Raw genomic sequence first — 17,764 nt, forward strand, 5'->3', positions numbered from 1 at the left:
GCCGGATGCAAAACGGCCCGCCTTCGAGGCGGGCCGTTGCGTTTTCGGCGCTTAGCGGCGGTCGACCCACACGGTCTGCGCGTTGCAGAACTCGCGCACGCCGAAGTGCGACAGTTCGCGACCGAAGCCGCTCTTCTTCACACCACCGAAACCGACCCGCGCGTCGCTGGCGCTGTAGCCATTGATGAACACGCCACCGACGTCCAGTTCGGCGGTCATCTGCCGGGCGCGGGCGAGGTCGGCGGTGAACACCGTGGCAGTCAGGCCGAAATCGCTGTCGTTGGCCAGCTCCAGCGCATGACGAGCGTCCTTCGCGCGGATGATCGAGGCCACCGGGCCGAACAGCTCTTCACGGAACGAGGTCATGTCCGGGGTGACGTCGGCCAGCACGGTCGGCTGGTAGAAGTTGCCCGCGCCTTCCACCTTGCCACCACCCAGCAGCAGGGTGGCGCCTTCGGCCAGGGTGCGTTGCACCTGGTCGTCCAGTTCGTCGCGCAGGTCGAAGCGGGCCATCGGGCCGACGTAGGTCTGCGCCAGGGTCGGATCACCCATCGTCATCTCGCGGGCCGCGGCGACGAAGCGCTCGGTGAAGGCGTCGGCGATGCTTTCCTCGATGATGAAGCGCTTGGCCGCGGCGCAGACCTGCCCGGAGTTCTGGAAGCGCCCGGCGACGGCGGCCTTCACGGCCACCTCGAGGTCGGCGTCGGCGAGCACGATGAAGGCGTCCGAGCCGCCCAGTTCCAGCACGCACTTCTTCAGCGCGGCACCCGCCTGGGCACCGATGGCGGAGCCGGCGCGCACGCTGCCGGTCACGGTGACAGCGGCGATGCGATCGTCGCGGATGGCCTGGGACACCAGGTCGTTACCGACGTTGATCACCTCGAAAACGCCCGCCGGGAAGTCTGCCTGCTGGAACGCCTGCAGCATCCCGTAGGCGCTGCCCATGACGTTCGGCGCATGCTTGAGTACATAGGTGTTGCCCGCCAGCAGCGCCGGCACTGCTCCGCGCAGTACCTGCCAGATCGGGAAGTTCCACGGCATCACCGCGAGGATCGGGCCCAGCGGGCGGTATTCGATCCAGGCGCGCTCGTGCTCCACGCTGGTCGGCTCCGGGGCGAGCATCTGCGGGCCATTGGCGGCGTACCAGTCGCACAGGCCGGCGCACTTTTCCACCTCGCCACGGGCCTGGGTGATCGGCTTGCCCATTTCGGCGGTAATGGTGGCGGCGAGGGCATCGGCGTTGGCGCGCAAGGCCTGGCCCAGGCGTACCAGGGCGGCAGCGCGCTGGTCCAGCGGGGTGCGCTTCCAGGTGGCGTAGCCCTGGGCCGCGCGGGCCAGGGACTGCTCCAGGGCCTCGGCGGACTCGAAGGCGTAGCTGTCGATCACCTCGCCGTTGGCGGGGTTGCGGGAGATCGCGTGGGTCTGCGGGGTGATGCTCATGGCTCGCTCCTGGAAGATGGGGTTGGGAGTGGAGCCAGTGTCGCGTTGAATCATGTTTATGAAAACTGAATAATAATGACGATTACGCTCTCGTTTGGAGAATGAAATGGACCTTGTCCAGCTGGAAATCTTCTGCGCCGTGGCCGCCCACAAGAGCATCGCCGCCGCGGCCCAGGCCATGCACCGCGTGCCGTCCAACCTGACCACACGGATCAAGCAGCTGGAAGCGGACCTGGGCGCCGACCTGTTCATCCGCGAGAACAATCGCCTGCGCCTGTCCCTGGCCGGGCATGACTTCCTCGTCTACGCCACGCGCATCCTTGGCCTGGTGGAAGAGGCGCGCGTGGTGGTCTCGGGCAAGGAGCCCACCGGGCGCTTTCCCATCGGCTCGCTGGAAAGCACCGCGGCGGTGCGCATCCCGCGCCTGCTGGCGCGCTACCACCAGCAGTACCCGAAGGTGGAGCTGGACCTGTCCACCGGGCCGTCGGGCGACATGATCGACGGGGTGATCGCCGGCGAGCTGATCGCCGCCTTCGTCGACGGGCCGATCAGGCACCCGGCGCTGGAGGGCGTGCCGGTGTTCGACGAGGACATGCTGGTGGTCGCGCCATCGCACCACGCGCCGATCCGGCGCGGCCAGGATGCCGACGGCGAGATGATCTACGTGTTCCGCGACAACTGCTCCTATCGCCATCACTTCGAACGCTGGTTCGCCGCCGACGGTGCGGCCCCCGGCGCCATCCGCGAGCTGGAGTCGTACCACAGCATGCTCGCCTGCGTGAGCGCCGGCGGCGGCCTGGCGGTGATGCCGCGCAGCATGCTGAGCAACATGCCCGGCAGCGCCTCGGTCAGTGCCTGGCCGATGGTCGGCGACTTTGCCCGGCTGAACACCTGGCTGATCTGGCGCAGCGACTCGCGTTCGCGCTCGCTGGAGCTGTTCCGCCAACTGGTCGACGAGCAGGCCGCGGCGCTGGACATGGCCGGAGGCCCGGCTGCCCCGCTCTAGTGACGGGGCTGCTGGGTGAAGGTCCGGCGGGTGTCCACCGGCCCGATGCGTTCCAGCGTCCGACGGCCCAGCAGCAGGGGGTAGAGCATGTCCTTGCGGTCGCGCAGGGAGAATTCCTCGACCAGCATCTGCTGGCCGATGCCCACCTCCATCGTCACCACCGGACGATGATCGACGCCTCCGGCTCCGCGCAGCCGCACCCGGCGCACCAGCGGGCGTTCGAATTCCTGGCTGAACGGTTCGCCGGTTTCGCGGTTCCTGCCGACCACGCGAAACCTGACCCATTGCTGCGAGCCGCGGCGGAAGTAGCGGATTTCCCGTGCGTCCATCGAGGAGGTGAGGGCGCCGGTGTCGAGTTTGGCCTTCAGGGCGATGGCGCCGGGGTAGAGGCGGACTTCCTCGATCCAGCCGGTCACCGGGCGCTGCTCGGAGCGGGCTTTCAGCGAGGCCACGAACGTCAGGACCAGCATGGCGAGCGAGAGCGAATTCAACTCCATGGCCATTCTCCGGGTGTCGGGCGGCGGACGACTCGATAGTTGAGCCCGGAAAGTTATGGCGGCGTTAAATGCCGGTCATCGAAATGTGCTTTGGTGGCTGATGGCCATTATTGCCGACCAGCGGCCGTCCTACACGGAGTGCTGCACGGCGCCGCAGCGCTGTCCGCCGAGGCCTGGTAGCTGCTGGGCGCCACGCCCAGGCTGCGGCGGAACATGCTGGAGAAGGCGCTCGGGCTGTCATAGCCCAGCTCCAGCGCCACGCGGGTAACCGGGTTGCCCGCCGCGAGCCGGGTGACGGCGGCGAGCAGGCAGGCCTGCTGGCGCCAGGCGCCGAAGGAGAGGCCGGTCTGCTGGCGGAACAGCCGGCTGAAGGTGCGCGTGCTGCAGTGCAGCTCGGCGGCCCAGAGGTTGGCCGTGACGTCGATAACCGGCGCACGCAGGAAGTCCCGGCACAGTTCGAGCAAGCGCGGATGGGCCGGCAGCGGGGCGAACAGCGGCAGGCTCGGCGCCTCGCGCAGTTCGTGGAGCAGCAGGCGGATCAGGTCGCCGTCGCGGCCGCTCTCGTCATGCAGTGCCGGCACCTCGACGCTGGCCAGCAGCAGGTGATGCAGCAGCGGCGAGACGGTCAGAGCCTGGCACAGCAGGGTATCGCGCACCGGCACCAGCGGGTCGATGTACAGGCTGCGGGTACTGACGCCGCGCATCAGCACCCGATGCTGCTTGCCGGCGGGAATCCACACGCCGCTGTAGGGCGGGATCACCCAGGCGCCGTCCTCGGTCTCCACCTCCATGAGCCCGCTCATGCCGTAGAGGAACTGCGCGCGGCGGTGGGCGTGGGGCTTGAGCAGTGTGCCAAGCGGGTAGTCGGTGCCGATGGCGAGCACGGCGCGGTCGATGTCGTCGACGCTGGCGAGGGGAATGTTGAGCATGGTGGTGAATCTGGCTGAGACGCGATGATTATTCGCCAATCCGCGCAGGTTGGCCAATCACCCTGCGGCCGACTGGCGCGACACACCGTGCTCGCGGGGAATTTGCCGTAGGATCGGGCCGACATGACTTGCCAGGAGGCGACTATGGGTATCCGCGGAAACGACCGTCAGATCGACAACATCGAGTTCAACGTCAGCGACATCGCGCGCAGCAAGGCCTTCTACGGCAGCGCCTTCGGCTGGAGTTTCACCGACTACGGCCCCACCTACAGCGAATTCAGCGACGGTCGTCTCACGGGCGGCTTCACCACCGGCGAGCCGGTACGCCCCGGCGGCCCGCTGGTGATCCTCTACGCCGACGATCTGGTGCAGACCCAGGCTCGTCTCGAGGCGGCTGGCGCCAGCATCAGCCGCGCGACCTTCACCTTCCCCGGTGGCCGGCGCTTCCATTTCATCGACCCGGACGGCTACGAGCTGGCGGTGTGGTCGGCGGACTGATTCCACACCTGCCCGGGCTGCGTCGGAGCCTGGCTCATGTCCAGTCGTTCCTGATGCTCCCGAGTCGCTCCCGCATTCCTTGGCTGGCGCCTGAGCCATGGCTGAGCGCGCAGTCTTCCCACGGAACGATCCGGCCTGATTCGGGATTGACCATCATGGGCTGCAGCACCTCGCCGGTTGCCCGCTCCACCACCTGGACGCTCGGCGCATCCCCGGCGAAGTGCTTGTTACCCCAGGCGATGAGCGCGAAGAGAACGGCTTTCAGGTCACGCCCGCGCTCGGTCGGGATGTACTCGTAGCGCAGAGGCTTTGCGTTGTAGGCGCGCTTCTCCAGCAGCCCTGCCTCCACTAGCGCATTGAGCCGGCGGGTGAGCATGTTCGGTGCGATCTCCAGGCTTCTGGAGAACTCATCGAAGCGTGTCAGGCCGTGCAGGGCATCGCGCATGATCAGCAGGCTCCACCATTCGCCCACGTGTTCGAGACTCAGCGCCACGGGGCACTCCGCATCTTTCATTGTCTTGCGTTGCATAGCGATTTTTCGCGCTCGTGGTCGGGGTAGCCGTATTGGATGTTACTTTCATTATGATAGTAACGTCATCAGTACAACAGAGTAGCAGCCGCGAAGGAGTGGCCTCGATGAGCAAACGTATCGTTGTGACAGGAATGGGCGCCGTTACGCCGCTGGGTTGTGGCGTGGAGCTGGTATGGGAGCGCCTCCTGGCGGGCAAGTCGGGCATTCGCCCGCTCCCGGAGTCGCTGATCGGTGACCTTTCGGTACGAATCGGCGGCCAGGTGCCGGCTCTTGAGGAGGATTCGGAAGGCGGGTTCGACCCCGACCGGGTTCTGTCCCCCAAGGATCAACGGAAAGTGGATCGCTTCATCCTCTTTGCGCTGGCGGCGGCGGAGGAGGCGCTGGCGCAAGCGGGTTGGAAGCCCGCCACAGCACAGGACCAGGAGCGCACCGCAACCATCATTGCCTCGGGCATTGGCGGCTTCCCGGCGATCGCTGAGGCGGTGCGGACGACGGACAGCAAGGGGCCGCGTCGCCTGTCGCCCTTCACCATTCCCTCGTTCCTGTGCAATCTGGCGGCCGGCCAGGTTTCCATTCGGCATGGTTTGAAGGGACCGCTGGGAGCGCCGGTCACCGCCTGCGCGGCAGGCGTACAAGCCATCGGCGATGCGGCCCGCATGATCCTGGCCGGTGAGGTGGATGTGGCGCTGTGTGGCGGCGCGGAGGCTGCCATCCATCGCGTCAGCCTGGCTGGCTTTGCGGCTGCACGGACCTTGGCCAGCGAATTCAATGGAAGTCCGGAGACGGCTTCGCGCCCTTTCGACGAGGCGCGCGAGGGCTTCGTGATGAGTGAAGGGGCTGGCCTGCTGGTCATCGAAGAGCTTGAGCACGCCCTGGCGCGGGGAGCAAAACCCTTGGCCGAGCTGGTGGGTTATGGCACGAGTGCCGACGCTTACCACATCACCTCCGGCCCCGAGGACGGCGATGGGGCTCAGCGGGCCATGAAAAAAGCCTTGCAACAGGCCGGCGTTTCACCAGGCCAGATAGGCCACCTGAATGCCCATGCAACCTCGACCCCGGTTGGGGACAAGGCCGAGCTGGCGGCCATCAAGGCGGTCTTCCAGGGGGCGGCGTCGCCGATAATCAGTGCCACCAAGTCTTCCACGGGGCATTTGCTGGGCGCGGCGGGTGGGATCGAGGCGATTTTCACCGTGCTGGCGCTGCGGGACCAATTGGCTCCGGCGACGCTCAACCTGGGCAACCCGGATCCGCTGGCCGCCGGGCTCAGCCTGGCAACCATCCGGCCGCAAGCGCTGAACACCGACTACGCGCTCTCCAATGGCTTCGGCTTTGGCGGCGTCAATGCCAGTGTGCTGTTCCGACGCTGGTCGAACGAGTGATTCCTGGGCGGCCGAACAGCAAGCAGATCACTGCTGTTGGCCGCCTTATCCTCGAGTTCTCCGGTGGCCGGCGCTTCCATTTCATCGATCCGGACGGCTACGAGCTGGCGGTGTGGTCGGCGGACTGAGCCTTGACCTGCTCGATGTAGCGCCGCACCAGCGGGGATTTCTCGAAGCGCCGGTGCAGCAGCGACAGCCAGGAACGCGGGGCGCAGTCGGCCAGCGAGCGGTAGTTCACCTGTGGCAGCTGCACCCGGCGGACCACCGACTCCGGGACGATGGCGATGCCGCGGCCGAGGGACACCAGGGCGATCACTGCCACCAGACTGCCCGGCTGCTGGCCCAGGTTCGGGGAAAAACCACCAGCGCTGGCGACTTCCAGGGTGCCGGAGATCTGCTCCGGAAGGATGAAGGTATCCTCGCTCAGCCGCGCGGCGCGAATCTCCGGCAGCTCGTTGAGGCGCGAGGCAGCGGGCAGGGCGAGGACGAAGCCTTCCTCCTGCAGCGCGATGGCGTGCAGTTCTTCCGGCAGCTGCATCGGTGAACGCACGTAGGCGAGGTCGAGCGCACCGTCGCGCACCTGCGCCGGCAACTGCGCCATGGGCGCTTCGCGGATGTCCAGGTCCACCGCCGGCAGGGCGCGGGTGAACTGCTCGACATGCTGCTGCAGCACGCCGGAATAGGCCGCCGAGGCCACGTAGCCCAGGCGCAGATGCCCGGTTTCGCCCCGGCCGGCACGTTGCGCGCCCAATTGCGCGGCGTCGAACTGGCGCACCGCGCGTTCGGCCTCCACCCGCAGGGCTTCGCCGGCGGCGGTCAGGCGCACCTCGCGCTGGCTGCGCTGGAACAGCAGTACGCCCAGTTCCTTTTCCATGTCCTGGATCTGCCGGCTCAGGGTCGGCGGTGCGATGCCCAGTTGCTCGGCCGCGCGGGTGAAGTGGCCGTGGTGGGCGACGCTGAGGAAGTAGCGGAAATGACGGATTTCCATGTTCGTTAGTCGCAGGCTAATGACGAAGGCCGCCGTGGCTAACAAGCCCGGCGCACGCGGGCGTTACCGTGGAGGCAACACTACAAGGCTGGCGCGGCGAGGGCAAAACCCGGCGTGCCGGCCAACGCTGGAAGCCTTGCCATGTCCGACCCTGCGATTCGCCCACGACCCTCCGCCCGCTTCACCCTGCTGACCGCCTCGGCGGTGTGCGCGTTGATCATCCTCGACACCAACATCGTCGCCGTTTCGCTGCCGAGCATCGCTCGCGACCTGTCCGGGTCCTTCGCCGACATCGAGTGGGTGGTCAGCGCCTACCTGCTGGCCTTTGCCGCCTGCCTGCTGCCCGCCGGCAGCCTGGCCGACCGTTTCGGCCGGCGGCGCATGCTGCTGCTCGGGTTGGTGCTGTTCGGCGCGGCCTCGCTGGCCTGTGGCGCGGCGCCGAGCCTGCTGTTCCTGGATATCGCCCGTGCCGCCAAGGGCGTCGGCGCGGCCTTGCTGCTGACCTCGGCACTGGCCGCCATCGGCCACCGCTTCCATGAGCCTGAAGAGCGCCTGCGGGCCTGGGCCTTCTGGGGCGCGTGCATGGGCGCCACCATCACCTTTGCGCCGCTGCTGGGCGGGGTGATCTCCGCCACCCTGGGCTGGCGCTGGATCTTCTACCTCAACCTGCCGCTGGTAGTGTTGCTGGGGGCGATGGCGCTGCGCAGCATCGAGGAGTCCCGCGACAGCGCTTCGGCACGACTCGACCCGCTGGGCAGCCTGACCTTCGCCGGCGGGCTGGGCTACCTGATCTGGGCGCTGATCGACGGCAATCGCGTTGGCTGGGACAGCCCGCCGACCCTCGCGCGCCTGCTGGTCAGTGCCGGTCTGCTGGGCTTGTTCGTGCTGGTGGAGCGCAGCCAGGCGCGGCCGATGATCGACCTGCGGCTGATGCGCAGTGGCCGCTTCATCGGCGCCTTGCTCGGCATGTTTGCCTACGCCGCCTGCGCCCAGGTGATGATGACGTTGCTGCCGCTGTACCTGCAGAACGGCCTGCAGATGTCAGCGATAGCAGCGGGCGCGGGGATGCTGCCGTTCGCCCTGGCGATGCTGCTGGCGCCGCGGGTGGGCATGCGCCTGAGCGGGCGCTTCAGCCCGGCGCAGATTTTCGCCTTCGGCCTGTCGCTGGTCGGTGCGGGCAACCTGCTTTGCGCGCTGGCGGCCGGGCAGGGCGGCTACCCGGCCTTCGCCCTCGCCAGCCTGGTGCTGGGTGCCGGCGCCGGGCTGCTCAACGGCGATACGCAGAAGAACATCATGGCCTGCGTGCCCCGCGAGCGCACCGGCATGGCCTCTGGGCTGAGCACCACCACGCGCTTCGCCGCCATCGTGCTGGCCATCGGCATTCTCGGCGGCGTCCTGGCTGCACGCAGCGCCCAGTTGCTGCGTGACGCGCTGGCAAAGATTGCCCCTGCGCAACTGGACAAGGCCGCCGAAATGGCGACCCGCGCGGCGGCCGGTGACATCACGGCGGCGCTGTCGATGGTCGATCCGAACCTGCGCGATGCGCTGGCCCCCGCTGTGCAGCAGGCCTTCATCGGTGGTTTCGAGGAGGTGTTGCTGGTGGCGGGTGTCGCGGCGCTGGTGTTCGCGCTGCTGGTGGGCACGCTGCTTGGTCGGCCGATGCCGGTGCACGAGCCTGTGCCGGCCTGAAACGCCCGTTTGTCCGCTACCCGGCGGGCCGACGGTGGTTGCCGGAACTGTCGTTCGCCCGGCCGGGTCAGGAATCAGGGAGAGTGCGCGTTGTGCGCCTCGTCGCCGCCATCCAGAGCAGATCGGGCCATCCGTGGCCAGGGGGAGAAGCGCATGCAGTCGTCAGTCGAGCCGGAGTTCATGGCACCCAGTGAATACCTGACGTCCACGGGCGTCGCCGTGTTGATGTCGCCGCGTTACATCGCCCCGGGCAAGGTGGGCGAGGTGCTGCTGTCGCTGGCGAAGATGCCGGCCGGCGTGTCGCCGCTGGACGTGGTGGTTGGCCCGTGGGAGTCCCACGAGGAAGCCTTCCGGGCATCCCATGATGCGGCTGAACGCTGGGTCGAGCGCCTCGACGACGGCGTCTGACGCCGCTGGGCGCAGTCTTGGCCATGGCGCCGGCGGAGGCCTCGCGGGCGAGCGCTAGCTTCGGCGCGCCGGTGCAAATCCTGGCAATCGTGGCTGGCGCCGTGGCGCATTCCTGCGCCGGCTTTTCCCTCTTCGTTCATTGCGCCTGACTGCCGGCGCCAACGACGTTCAACGCGCCTGCAAGCAAGCCGCGTCTCTTCACTGAAAAATCGCAGGCGGACGTCTACGCCGCCAGGCTGAAGTCGTGTGCCTGTGCGTTGTAGTGAATGCTACAAAAAATACGTATTGAAACTTTCTGGAGCGCATTATACAAATGGCGCCATAACAAGAGGCGCCCCCATGCTCACACTCAAAGATCGCCTGAACACCCCGGAAGTCGAGCTCACCAAGGCCGAGCGCAAAGTCCTGCGCGCCTTGCTCGACGACTACCCGCGCGCTGGTCTCGGGCCGATGTCGCGTCTCGCGCGCCAGGCCGGGGTCAGCGATCCCAGCATTCTGCGGCTGGTGAAGAAGCTCGGTTTCAGCGGCTACAGCGATTTCCAGAACGCGCTGATGACCGAGGTGGACGACCGCCTGCGCTCGCCGCGCACCCTGCTCGCCGGGCGCCGCGAGGGCATGAGCCGCGACGACGTCTGGTCCAATTATCTCAGCGACGCCAGCGAAGGCATCCAGCGCACCCTGGCGCTGACCCAGGCCGACGACGTGCGCCTGCTCGGTGACTGGCTGCTCGACCCCAAGCTGCGCGTGTTCTGCCACGGCGGCCGCTTCAGCCGCTTCCTCGCCGGTTACCTGGTGGCGCACCTGCGCATGTTGCGCAGCGGCTGCCTGCTGCTGGACGACGGCGCCGCGCTGCCTGACCAGTTGGGCGACATCGACCGCCAGACGCTGGTGGTGGTGTTCGACTACCGCCGCTACCAGGCCCAGGCGCTGGGCGTGACCCGCGCAGCCAAGGCCCGTGGCGCACGGGTGGTGCTGTTCACCGACATCTACGACTCGCCGCTGCGCGAGTTCGCCGACCTGATCATCAGCGCCCCGGTGGAGTCCCCGTCGCCCTTCGACACCCTGGTGCCGACCATGGCCCAGGTCGAAGCGCTGATCGCCAGCCTGGTCGCGCGCATGGACGGCCAGCTCGACGAACGCCTGGAAGGCATCGACCACCTGAGAGCTGCCTTCGGCAGCCACATCCTTGAGGAATGACCGTGTTCAGCTTGCCCCACCACTCGCCCCGTGACCTGCCGTTCACCCGCGGCCAGACTGCCATCCTGTTCGTCGACATGCAGAACGCCTGGGTCATTCCCGGCCGCGATGCGCATGTCGATCCGCAGACGCACCGCTACTTCTACGACCGCGTCGAGGCGAGCGTGATACCCAACCAGCAGCGCCTGCTGGCCGCCATGCGCGAGGTGGGCGGGGAAGTCCTGCACACCATCATCGAAAGCCTCACCGCCGATGGCCGCGACCGCTCGTTGGACCACAAGCTCTCCGACATGCACCTGCCCAAGGGCAGCCCGGATGCCCAGGTCATCGATGCCCTGGCGCCGCGGGAAAACGAGATCGTATTGCCGAAGACCTCCTCGGGCGTCTTCAACTCCACCGCCATCGACTACGTGCTGCGCAACCTCAACACCCGCCACCTGATCATCTGCGGCGTGGTCACCGACCAGTGCGTGGACATGGCCGTGCGCGACGCTGCCGACCGTGGTTACCTCGTCACCCTGGTGGAAGACGCTTGCGCCACCCACACCGCCGAACGCCACCAGGCCTGCCTGGAAGCGATCAAGGGCTACTGCTGGATCGCCGACACCGACACGGTGCTGGCCCGCATCGCCGCGCTGGCCTGAGGCCGGGAGAACGCCATGAGTCAGAACAATAACAATCCCGCTCCGATGCGCCTGACCAGCTTCGTCACCACCGACCTCTGCGGCATCACCCGCGGCCGCTCGCTTCCCGAGTCGGAAGTCGCCGAGCAACTGGCCACCGGCTGCGGCTGGGTGCCCGCCAACAGCGCGCTGACGCCGCAGGACATCATCGCCGACGACAACCCCTGGGGCAGCCACGGCGACCTGCGCCTGCTGCCCGACCCGAGCAGCCGGGTGCGCCTGGAAAACGGCCCCGACTCCCAGGCCGCGCCGCTGGATTACCTGCACGGTGATCTGGTGACGACTACCGGTGCGCCGTGGCCAGTTTGCCCGCGCACGCTGCTGCGCGAAGAGATCGCCCGTTACCGCGAGCTGGACCTGCAGGTCACCGCCGCCTTCGAACACGAATTCAACCTGCTCGGCCTGCCGGACGAGCACGCCGCCGCCTTCTCCCTGCAGGCGCAGCGGCAGACCGGCAACTTCGGCGGTTGGCTGATGAGCGCGCTGGAGCAGATCGGCGCCGAGCCGGAAATGTTCCTGCCCGAGTACGGCCGCAACCAGTATGAAGTCACCTGCCGGCCGACCCAGGGCGTTGCTGCGGCGGACCGCGCGGTGAACGTCCGCGAAGTCACCCGCGAGATCGCCCGGCAGTTCGGCTGGCGCAGCAGCTTTACGCCGCTGCTGGCGCCCGGCGCCGTGACCAACGGCGTGCACCTGCACCTGAGCCTGCAACGCCTGGATGGCACTCCGGTGTTCTACGACGAGGCCGCGCCGACCAACCTGTCCAAGCTCGCCGAGCACTGGGCCGCCGGTGTGCTGCGCCACTTGCCGGCATTGTGCGCGTTGACCGCGCCGACGGCGGTGTCCTACCTGCGGCTGAAACCGCACCACTGGAGCGCCGCCTACGCCTGCCTGGGCCTGCGCAACCGCGAAGCGGCGCTGCGCATCTGCCCGGTGGTGGAGATTGGCGGCAAGCCCAAGGCGCGCCAGTTCAACCTGGAATTCCGCCCCATGGACGCCACCGCCAGCCCGCACCTGGCCATGGCAGCGGTGCTGATCGCCGGGCGCCTGGGCATGCAGCAGGAGCTGCCGCTGTCGGCGGTCACCGATGTCGACCCGCACAGCCTCAGCGATGCGCAGCGCGAGGAACTGGGCATCAAGTCGTTGCCGGGCTCGCTGGAGGAGGCCCAGCGTCTGCTGCTGGCCGATACCGAACTCTGCGCCCAGCTGCCGCCGGCCCTGCTGCAGACCTACGTCGCCATGAAGCGCCAGGAACTGGCCCTGACCCGCGAACTCAGCGAAGAACAACTCTGTGAATCCTATGCAAAGTTCTACTGAATCCGGCCTTTACCGGCGCCCGCCGTTCGAGATCGTCAACCCGCAGGGCAAGAGCCCCGTGCTGCTGGTCTGCGAACATGCCAGCCGCTACATCCCCGAGGAACTGGCGCAACTGGGCCTGGACGACGCGGCCGCCGCCGAGCACATCGCCTGGGACATCGGCGCGCTGGACCTGGCCCGCGAGCTGTCGGCGCGCCTGGACGCCACGCTGCTGGTGGCCAACTACTCGCGCCTGCTGATCGACCTCAACCGGCCGCTGTCCGCCCCGGATGCGATTCCCGAGCACAGCGAGATCTACCCGATTCCCGGCAACTGCAACCTGAGCGCAGCGGCCCGGCAGGAGAGGGTGGCGCGCCTGTTCGAGCCGTTCCACCAGCAACTGACCGCGCTGCTCGACGAGCGTCTGGCTGCTGGCCGGCCGACTCGTCTGGTGGGCGTGCACAGCTTCACCCCGAGCTATCGCGGCGAGCCTCGCCCGTGGGTCGCCGGGGTGCTCTACGCCAAGGCCGAAGCCTATGCCCAGCGCATGGTGGCGGGGCTGCGGGAGAGCGGCGAAGAGATCGGCGCCAACCAGCCCTATGTGATCGACCCGCTGGAGGACATGACCGTCCCGGTGCATGGCGACGAACGCGGCGTGGACGCCGTGCTGATCGAAATCCGCAATGACGGACTGCAGACCCCGCAAGGGGTGGAAGCCTGGGCGACGCGCCTGGCTCCCTGGCTCTGAGGACCCCAGCCCGGCTGGCCCCGTTCGACTGGCCGGGCAGGTTCTGAAAACAACAACAATTCAGCGCATGAGCGCCGAACCCTTACAGCTGCCGTTCCCAGAGGAAGTGCCCCGTGGCTATCGAACAGTTCGGATACAAGCAACAACTCCGCCGCAGCCTGACGCTCGGCGACCTGGTGATCTACGGGATGATCTTCATGATCCCGATCGCGCCCTTCGGCGTTTACGGCTGGGTCCACGCGGACGCCCACGGCATGGTGCCGATGGCCTACCTAGTGGGCATGGTGGCGATGCTCTTCACCGCGCTGAGTTACGGCGCGATGTCCCGCGCCTTTCCCATTGCCGGCTCGGTGTACTCCTACGCCCAGCGCGGCATCCACCCCAACGTCGGCTTCATCGCCGGCTGGGTCCTGCTGCTGGACTACCTGCTGATCCCGCCGCTGCTCTACGTGTTCAGCGCGCTGGCGCTGAACCACCTGTTCCCGGCGATTCCCAAGCTGGCATTCATGCTGATCTTCCTGGTGTCCGCCACGCTCATCAACCTGCGCGGCATCACCCTGGCGGCCCGCTTCAACCTGCTGTTCCTGATCGCCGAGCTGGTGGTCCTGGCGATCTTCCTGGCGGTGGGCTACCACGCCCTGGAAGGCGGTCTCGGCAATGGCCGGCTGACCCTTGAGCCGCTGCTGCAACCGGAGCATTTCAACCTCGGCCTGGTGATGAAGGCGGTGTCCATCGCGGTACTGTCGTTCCTCGGTTTCGACGCGATCTCCACCCTCGCCGAAGAGGTCAAGGGCGACCCGGCCAAGCAGATCGGCCGCGCCTCGCTGATCGCGCTGTTCGTCATGGGCGCCATCTTCATCGTGCAGACCTGGCTGGCCACCGACCTCGCCGCCGGCATGACCTTCAAGTCGGCGGACACCGCCTTCTACGAGATCGCCGAAGCGGCCGGTGGCAGCTGGCTCTCCACGCTGACCGCAGTGGCCACCGCGCTGGCGTGGGGCGTCACCGTGTCGATCACCTCGCAGGCCGCCGTCTCGCGCCTGCTGTACTCCATGGCTCGCGACGGCAAACTGCCGCGCGTGCTGGCCAAGGTGCACCCGAAATACCAGACCCCGCACATCAGCCTGTACCTGGTGGGCGTGCTGTCCCTGGGCATCGGCATCTACTTCCTCGACTCGCCGGACGTGCTCACCTCGCTGGTCAACTTCGGCGCGCTGACCGGTTTCTGCCTGCTGCACATCGCGGTGATCAACCACTACTTCATCCGCCAGAAGAGCGGCCGGGTGCTGCGCCACCTGGTGTTCCCGCTGGTGGGCCTGGTGATCATCGCCTACGTGCTGTTCAGCATGAGCCGCGAGGCGCAGGAACTGGGTGCGGGCTGGATCGCCATCGGCCTGGTGTACCTCGCGGTGCTCAGCCGGCGCGGCAATGGCAGTGAGCTGGCACGGGAAATCTGAGCGGGTGCGCCGTGCTGTCGCAGACGGCACGGCGCGCTTTGACAGAAGGCGGGGCGTGCCCCATAAAGATCCGGGTCGGTGGCGGGCAGTGCCTGCCCCGACTGCTTTCGCCGGGGCAGGGAAGCCGGCACGACTGACGAATCATCGCGAAGCATCATGAGCAGGAAAGATCAGGACAGCCCCTTCACCCTGGACCGCATCGACGAGGAGATCATCCGCATCCTCCGTCACCAGGGCCGCATCACCTACGGCAAGCTGTCCGCCCTCGTGCACCTCACCCCGCGCCCCTGCCAGGAGCGCGTCCGCAAGCTGGAGCGGCACGGCATCATCCGGGGCTACGGCGCCGTCATCGACGAGCAGAAGATTTCCGCCGGGCTCTCGCTGCTGGTACTGGTCGCACTGTCGAACCAGAGCGGCCGCAGTGCGCAGAAGGCCTTCGAGGCCCGCGTCATGGCCTGCCCGGAAGTGCTGCATTGCCAACTGATCAGCGGGACCTTCGACTACAGCGTGCGCATGCGCTGCCGTGACATGGAGCACTACCGCGCGCTGACCGAAACCTGGCTCAACGACGAGAGCCTGCACATCGACAAGCTGGTCGCCCATCCCGAGCTGACGACCATCAAGGAATCCGCCAGCTAGCCCTTCGGTGCCCCCTCCGGCGGTGCCTTTTCCTTACGTCTCCCGCCTGCAATATCGGCCTGTCGAAGGCTGCGAAACGCACAGCCGAATCGGCTGTTGCCGCTCGCCAATACAGCCGGATCGGCCGGCGCGGGCCCGTATTACAGCCGGGTTTTCACCCCGGCGAGTGGGAAAATCGTCTTGCCCCTCTCTGACGTGCAGACCTGCTCCAGGGCCTCTGCCACCTTGTTGTGCCCGCTGTTCGAGACACGGCGGAGGCGGGCTGCAGTCCAATCAGAAGACGCCAATCACAACAATCGGAGGTCCCACCATGACCCGCTTCGTCGACGTCCCCACGATGTCCCAACTGGTCCAGCAGATCGGTGTCGCCCGCTTCATCGGCGAACTCGCCGACACCATCGCCGAGGATTTCGTGCGCTGGGAGTCCTTCGACAAATCCGCCCGCGTCGCCAACCACTCCGAGATCGGCGTCATCGAACTGATGCCGGTGGCCGACACCGCCCGCTATGCCTTCAAGTACGTCAACGGCCACCCGCAGAACACCCAGCGCGGGCTGTTCACCGTCATGGCCTTCGGCGTGCTGGCCGATGTCGAGACGGGCTACCCGGTGCTGCTCTCCGAGCTGACCGTGGCCACCGCGCTGCGCACCTGCGCCACCTCGCTGATGGCCGCTCGCGCACTGGCGCGTCCGAACTCGCGGCGCATGGCGCTGATCGGCAACGGCGCGCAGAGCGAATTCCAGGCACTGGCCTTCCATCACCACCTGGGCATCGAGGAAATCGCGGTCTACGACATCGACCCGCAGGCCACTGAAAAGCTGATCCGCAACCTCTCGGAATTCCCCAGCCTGAAGATCATCCGCGCCGGCTCCACCGCCGAAGCGGTGCGCGGTGCCGACATCGTCACCACGGTAACCGCCGACAAGGCCTACGCGACCATCCTCACCCCGGAGATGATCGAGCCGGGCATGCACATCAACGGCGTGGGCGGCGACTGCCCGGGCAAGACCGAACTGCACGCCGACGTGCTGCGTGCCGGCAAGGTGTTCGTCGAGTACGAGCCGCAATCGCGCGTCGAGGGCGAAATCCAGCAGATGCCTGCGGACTTCCCGGTAACCGACCTGTGGCGGGTGCTGGCCGGCCAGGTCGACGGGCGTGACAGCGCCGAGCAGGTAACCATCTTCGACTCGGTCGGCTTCGCCCTCGAAGACTACTCGGCGCTGCGTTACGTGAACGAGCAGGCGAGCCGCCTGGACCTCGGCGAGCGCATCGACCTGGTGCCGTGGAGCGAGGACGAGGACAACGATCCCAAGGACCTGTTCCGCTACACCCGCTCCGGCAAGGCGCGCAAAGGGTTGCGCCGCATCGCCTGACGCTCAGCGTGCCTCTTCGGGAATCGCCAGCGGCGGCCGGCTGAGGTCGCTGGCGCTCTGCGTGGTGGCGGCGACACGGGCCTTGAGCCATTGGCTGAAGGCCTTGACCACCGGGCGCTCGGCCTTCACCGGGTCGGTCACCAGGAAATAGCCCCGGCTGGACTGGATGGTGATGTCGAACGGGCGCACCAGCAGGCCACGGGCCAGGGCATCGCCGCTGAGCAGGTTGTCGCCGATGGCCACGCCCTGGGCGGCAATGCAGGCAGCGATGGTGCAGGGCGCATCGGCGAACAGCACGCCGGAGCGGTGATCGATGGCGCTCGCGCCCACCGCGCCGAGCCACAGGCGCCAATCAGCGAAATCGTTCATGTGCAGCAGCGTGTAGTGGGCCAGGTCCGCCGGCTGCTGCAGGCCGCCGCGCGAGTGGATCAGGCGCGGGCTGCAGACCGGGAAGAAGTGCAGGGCCACCAGTTGCTCCACGGTCTGGTTCGGCCAGTCACCGCTGCCGTAGGCGATGAACAGGTCGGCGTCACTGGCGCTGGTGTCCTGCGGCACGCGCGGCGTCACCACGTGCAACTGCACCTGCGGGTACTGCGCGAGGAAGTCGCCCAGGTGCTGGCACAGCCAGTAGGTGGCGAAGCCGGGGTTGCAACTCACGCACAGCGGCCCGCTGACCTGCTGTTCGTCGAAGCTGCTGCCGGCCAGTTGCACCTCCGCGAGGATGCGCTGCACGTCGCGGGCATACCTTTCTCCCCGATAGGTCAGGCGGATGCCGCGCCCGGTGCGTTCGGTCAGGGCGAAGCCCAGGCGTTCCTCCAGCGTGGCGAGGCGGTGGCTGACCGCGCTGCGGGTGAGGTTCAGCTCCTGCGCGGCGGCGGACACGCTGCCCAGCCGGGCCACGGCATCCAGCGCCCGCAGGGCGGTCATCGACGGAAAGTGCATGGGCGGTCCAACTCTCGATTGGTGAAAGTCGATTGGTGAAACTCTATTGGTGAAACTATCCCGA

The 17,764-nt window shown here is 67.4% G+C and carries 18 protein-coding genes and 1 pseudogene; 13 read left to right on the forward strand and 6 right to left on the reverse strand.

Annotated elements, in window-relative coordinates; translation table 11 throughout:
- Positions 1-51: 51 nt before the first annotated feature.
- On the reverse strand, positions 52-1,440 hold the full coding sequence (locus UB43_RS19755; protein WP_045214369.1) for an aldehyde dehydrogenase family protein: 1,389 nt from the start codon (positions 1,438-1,440) through the stop codon (positions 52-54).
- A gap of 106 nt (positions 1,441-1,546) precedes the next feature.
- Here UB43_RS19755 and UB43_RS19760 point away from each other — a divergent pair, with 106 nt between their 5' ends.
- Positions 1,547-2,446: a LysR family transcriptional regulator gene (locus UB43_RS19760; RefSeq protein ID WP_045214371.1), complete on the forward strand. Its 900-nt coding sequence runs from the start codon at positions 1,547-1,549 to the stop codon at positions 2,444-2,446.
- On the opposite strand, the gene UB43_RS19765 is transcribed toward UB43_RS19760, so the two are convergent.
- Together UB43_RS19765 and UB43_RS19770 are read right to left on the reverse strand one after the other, a co-directional pair.
- Entirely contained in the window at positions 2,443-2,943 is a 501-nt protein-coding gene (locus UB43_RS19765; RefSeq protein WP_045214373.1) for a RimK/LysX family protein, read from the reverse strand. The two genes, UB43_RS19760 and UB43_RS19765, sit on opposite strands and share 4 nt — an antisense overlap.
- 107 nt (positions 2,944-3,050) lie before the next feature.
- Positions 3,051-3,872: a helix-turn-helix domain-containing protein gene (locus UB43_RS19770; RefSeq protein ID WP_045214375.1), complete on the reverse strand. Its 822-nt coding sequence runs from the start codon at positions 3,870-3,872 to the stop codon at positions 3,051-3,053.
- A 144-nt stretch (positions 3,873-4,016) separates the two neighbouring features.
- Here UB43_RS19770 and UB43_RS19775 point away from each other — a divergent pair, with 144 nt between their 5' ends.
- Entirely contained in the window at positions 4,017-4,370 is a 354-nt protein-coding gene (locus UB43_RS19775; protein WP_045214376.1) for a VOC family protein, read from the forward strand.
- Between the two features lie 34 nt (positions 4,371-4,404).
- Here the strand turns inward: UB43_RS19775 and UB43_RS19780 are convergent, their stop codons facing one another.
- Positions 4,405-4,899: a helix-turn-helix domain-containing protein gene (locus UB43_RS19780; RefSeq protein WP_045214378.1), complete on the reverse strand. Its 495-nt coding sequence runs from the start codon at positions 4,897-4,899 to the stop codon at positions 4,405-4,407.
- Between the two features lie 107 nt (positions 4,900-5,006).
- On the opposite strand from UB43_RS19780, the gene fabF reads away from it, so the two are divergent.
- Complete coding sequence (fabF, locus tag UB43_RS19785; RefSeq protein WP_045214380.1) at positions 5,007-6,281, forward strand: beta-ketoacyl-ACP synthase II; 1,275 nt, start codon at positions 5,007-5,009, stop codon at positions 6,279-6,281.
- A gap of 56 nt (positions 6,282-6,337) precedes the next feature.
- Positions 6,338-6,409, forward strand: a pseudogene (locus UB43_RS29950) (VOC family protein); the annotation flags it as partial.
- Here UB43_RS29950 and UB43_RS19790 read toward each other — a convergent pair.
- Positions 6,379-7,269, reverse strand: coding sequence for a LysR family transcriptional regulator (locus UB43_RS19790; protein ID WP_045214382.1), 891 nt, complete (start codon positions 7,267-7,269; stop codon positions 6,379-6,381). The pseudogene UB43_RS29950 and the gene UB43_RS19790 sit on opposite strands and share 31 nt — an antisense overlap.
- Before the next feature lie 141 nt (positions 7,270-7,410).
- On the opposite strand from UB43_RS19790, the gene UB43_RS19795 reads away from it, so the two are divergent.
- The 9 genes from UB43_RS19795 to UB43_RS19835 all read left to right on the forward strand — a co-directional run bounded on the left by UB43_RS19795 (position 7,411) and on the right by UB43_RS19835 (position 16,758).
- Complete coding sequence (locus UB43_RS19795) at positions 7,411-8,958, forward strand: MFS transporter (RefSeq protein ID WP_045214384.1); 1,548 nt, start codon at positions 7,411-7,413, stop codon at positions 8,956-8,958.
- A 153-nt stretch (positions 8,959-9,111) separates the two neighbouring features.
- A complete protein-coding gene (locus UB43_RS19800) occupies positions 9,112-9,366 on the forward strand; it encodes a hypothetical protein (RefSeq protein ID WP_045214385.1) in 255 nt (84 codons plus the stop codon).
- 339 nt (positions 9,367-9,705) lie between these two features.
- On the forward strand, positions 9,706-10,563 hold the full coding sequence (locus tag UB43_RS19805; RefSeq protein WP_045214387.1) for a MurR/RpiR family transcriptional regulator: 858 nt from the start codon (positions 9,706-9,708) through the stop codon (positions 10,561-10,563).
- Between the two features lie 2 nt (positions 10,564-10,565).
- On the forward strand, positions 10,566-11,207 hold the full coding sequence (locus UB43_RS19810; RefSeq protein WP_045214389.1) for an isochorismatase family cysteine hydrolase: 642 nt from the start codon (positions 10,566-10,568) through the stop codon (positions 11,205-11,207).
- 15 nt (positions 11,208-11,222) lie between these two features.
- Positions 11,223-12,563 carry a glutamine synthetase family protein gene (locus UB43_RS19815; protein ID WP_045214390.1) on the forward strand — a complete coding sequence of 447 codons (1,341 nt, stop codon included), beginning with the start codon at positions 11,223-11,225 and terminating at the stop codon, positions 12,561-12,563.
- The gene (locus tag UB43_RS19820; protein WP_045214392.1) at positions 12,547-13,290 is read left to right on the forward strand and encodes an N-formylglutamate amidohydrolase; all 744 of its coding nucleotides are present in this window, start codon (positions 12,547-12,549) and stop codon (positions 13,288-13,290) included. Before UB43_RS19815 ends, UB43_RS19820 begins: the two co-directional genes overlap by 17 nt.
- Before the next feature lie 113 nt (positions 13,291-13,403).
- The gene (locus UB43_RS19825) at positions 13,404-14,747 is read left to right on the forward strand and encodes an APC family permease (RefSeq protein WP_045214393.1); all 1,344 of its coding nucleotides are present in this window, start codon (positions 13,404-13,406) and stop codon (positions 14,745-14,747) included.
- Between the two features lie 156 nt (positions 14,748-14,903).
- On the forward strand, positions 14,904-15,386 hold the full coding sequence (locus UB43_RS19830; RefSeq protein ID WP_045214395.1) for an Lrp/AsnC family transcriptional regulator: 483 nt from the start codon (positions 14,904-14,906) through the stop codon (positions 15,384-15,386).
- A gap of 310 nt (positions 15,387-15,696) precedes the next feature.
- Positions 15,697-16,758, forward strand: coding sequence for an ornithine cyclodeaminase (locus tag UB43_RS19835; RefSeq protein WP_045214397.1), 1,062 nt, complete (start codon positions 15,697-15,699; stop codon positions 16,756-16,758).
- Between the two features lie 3 nt (positions 16,759-16,761).
- On the opposite strand, the gene UB43_RS19840 is transcribed toward UB43_RS19835, so the two are convergent.
- Complete coding sequence (locus UB43_RS19840) at positions 16,762-17,700, reverse strand: LysR substrate-binding domain-containing protein (protein WP_045214399.1); 939 nt, start codon at positions 17,698-17,700, stop codon at positions 16,762-16,764.
- Between the last annotated feature and the right edge of the window lie 64 nt (positions 17,701-17,764).

The sequence above is a fragment of the Pseudomonas sp. 21 genome, from assembly GCF_000955805.1.
Taxonomy (GTDB): domain Bacteria; phylum Pseudomonadota; class Gammaproteobacteria; order Pseudomonadales; family Pseudomonadaceae; genus Pseudomonas.

Coding starts and splice junctions, on each gene's coding strand:
- UB43_RS19765 (WP_045214373.1), bottom strand. CDS start 2,943: ATGGAGTTGAATTCGCTCTCGCTCGCCATGCTGGTCCTGACGTTCGTG.
- UB43_RS19780 (WP_045214378.1), bottom strand. CDS start 4,899: ATGCAACGCAAGACAATGAAAGATGCGGAGTGCCCCGTGGCGCTGAGT.
- UB43_RS19755 (WP_045214369.1), bottom strand. CDS start 1,440: ATGAGCATCACCCCGCAGACCCACGCGATCTCCCGCAACCCCGCCAAC.
- UB43_RS19835 (WP_045214397.1), top strand. CDS start 15,697: ATGACCCGCTTCGTCGACGTCCCCACGATGTCCCAACTGGTCCAGCAG.
- UB43_RS19790 (WP_045214382.1), bottom strand. CDS start 7,269: ATGGAAATCCGTCATTTCCGCTACTTCCTCAGCGTCGCCCACCACGGC.
- UB43_RS19830 (WP_045214395.1), top strand. CDS start 14,904: ATGAGCAGGAAAGATCAGGACAGCCCCTTCACCCTGGACCGCATCGAC.
- UB43_RS19820 (WP_045214392.1), top strand. CDS start 12,547: ATGCAAAGTTCTACTGAATCCGGCCTTTACCGGCGCCCGCCGTTCGAG.
- UB43_RS19805 (WP_045214387.1), top strand. CDS start 9,706: ATGCTCACACTCAAAGATCGCCTGAACACCCCGGAAGTCGAGCTCACC.
- UB43_RS19775 (WP_045214376.1), top strand. CDS start 4,017: ATGGGTATCCGCGGAAACGACCGTCAGATCGACAACATCGAGTTCAAC.
- UB43_RS19760 (WP_045214371.1), top strand. CDS start 1,547: ATGGACCTTGTCCAGCTGGAAATCTTCTGCGCCGTGGCCGCCCACAAG.
- UB43_RS19800 (WP_045214385.1), top strand. CDS start 9,112: ATGCAGTCGTCAGTCGAGCCGGAGTTCATGGCACCCAGTGAATACCTG.
- fabF (WP_045214380.1), top strand. CDS start 5,007: ATGAGCAAACGTATCGTTGTGACAGGAATGGGCGCCGTTACGCCGCTG.
- UB43_RS19770 (WP_045214375.1), bottom strand. CDS start 3,872: ATGCTCAACATTCCCCTCGCCAGCGTCGACGACATCGACCGCGCCGTG.
- UB43_RS19795 (WP_045214384.1), top strand. CDS start 7,411: ATGTCCGACCCTGCGATTCGCCCACGACCCTCCGCCCGCTTCACCCTG.
- UB43_RS19840 (WP_045214399.1), bottom strand. CDS start 17,700: ATGCACTTTCCGTCGATGACCGCCCTGCGGGCGCTGGATGCCGTGGCC.
- UB43_RS19815 (WP_045214390.1), top strand. CDS start 11,223: ATGAGTCAGAACAATAACAATCCCGCTCCGATGCGCCTGACCAGCTTC.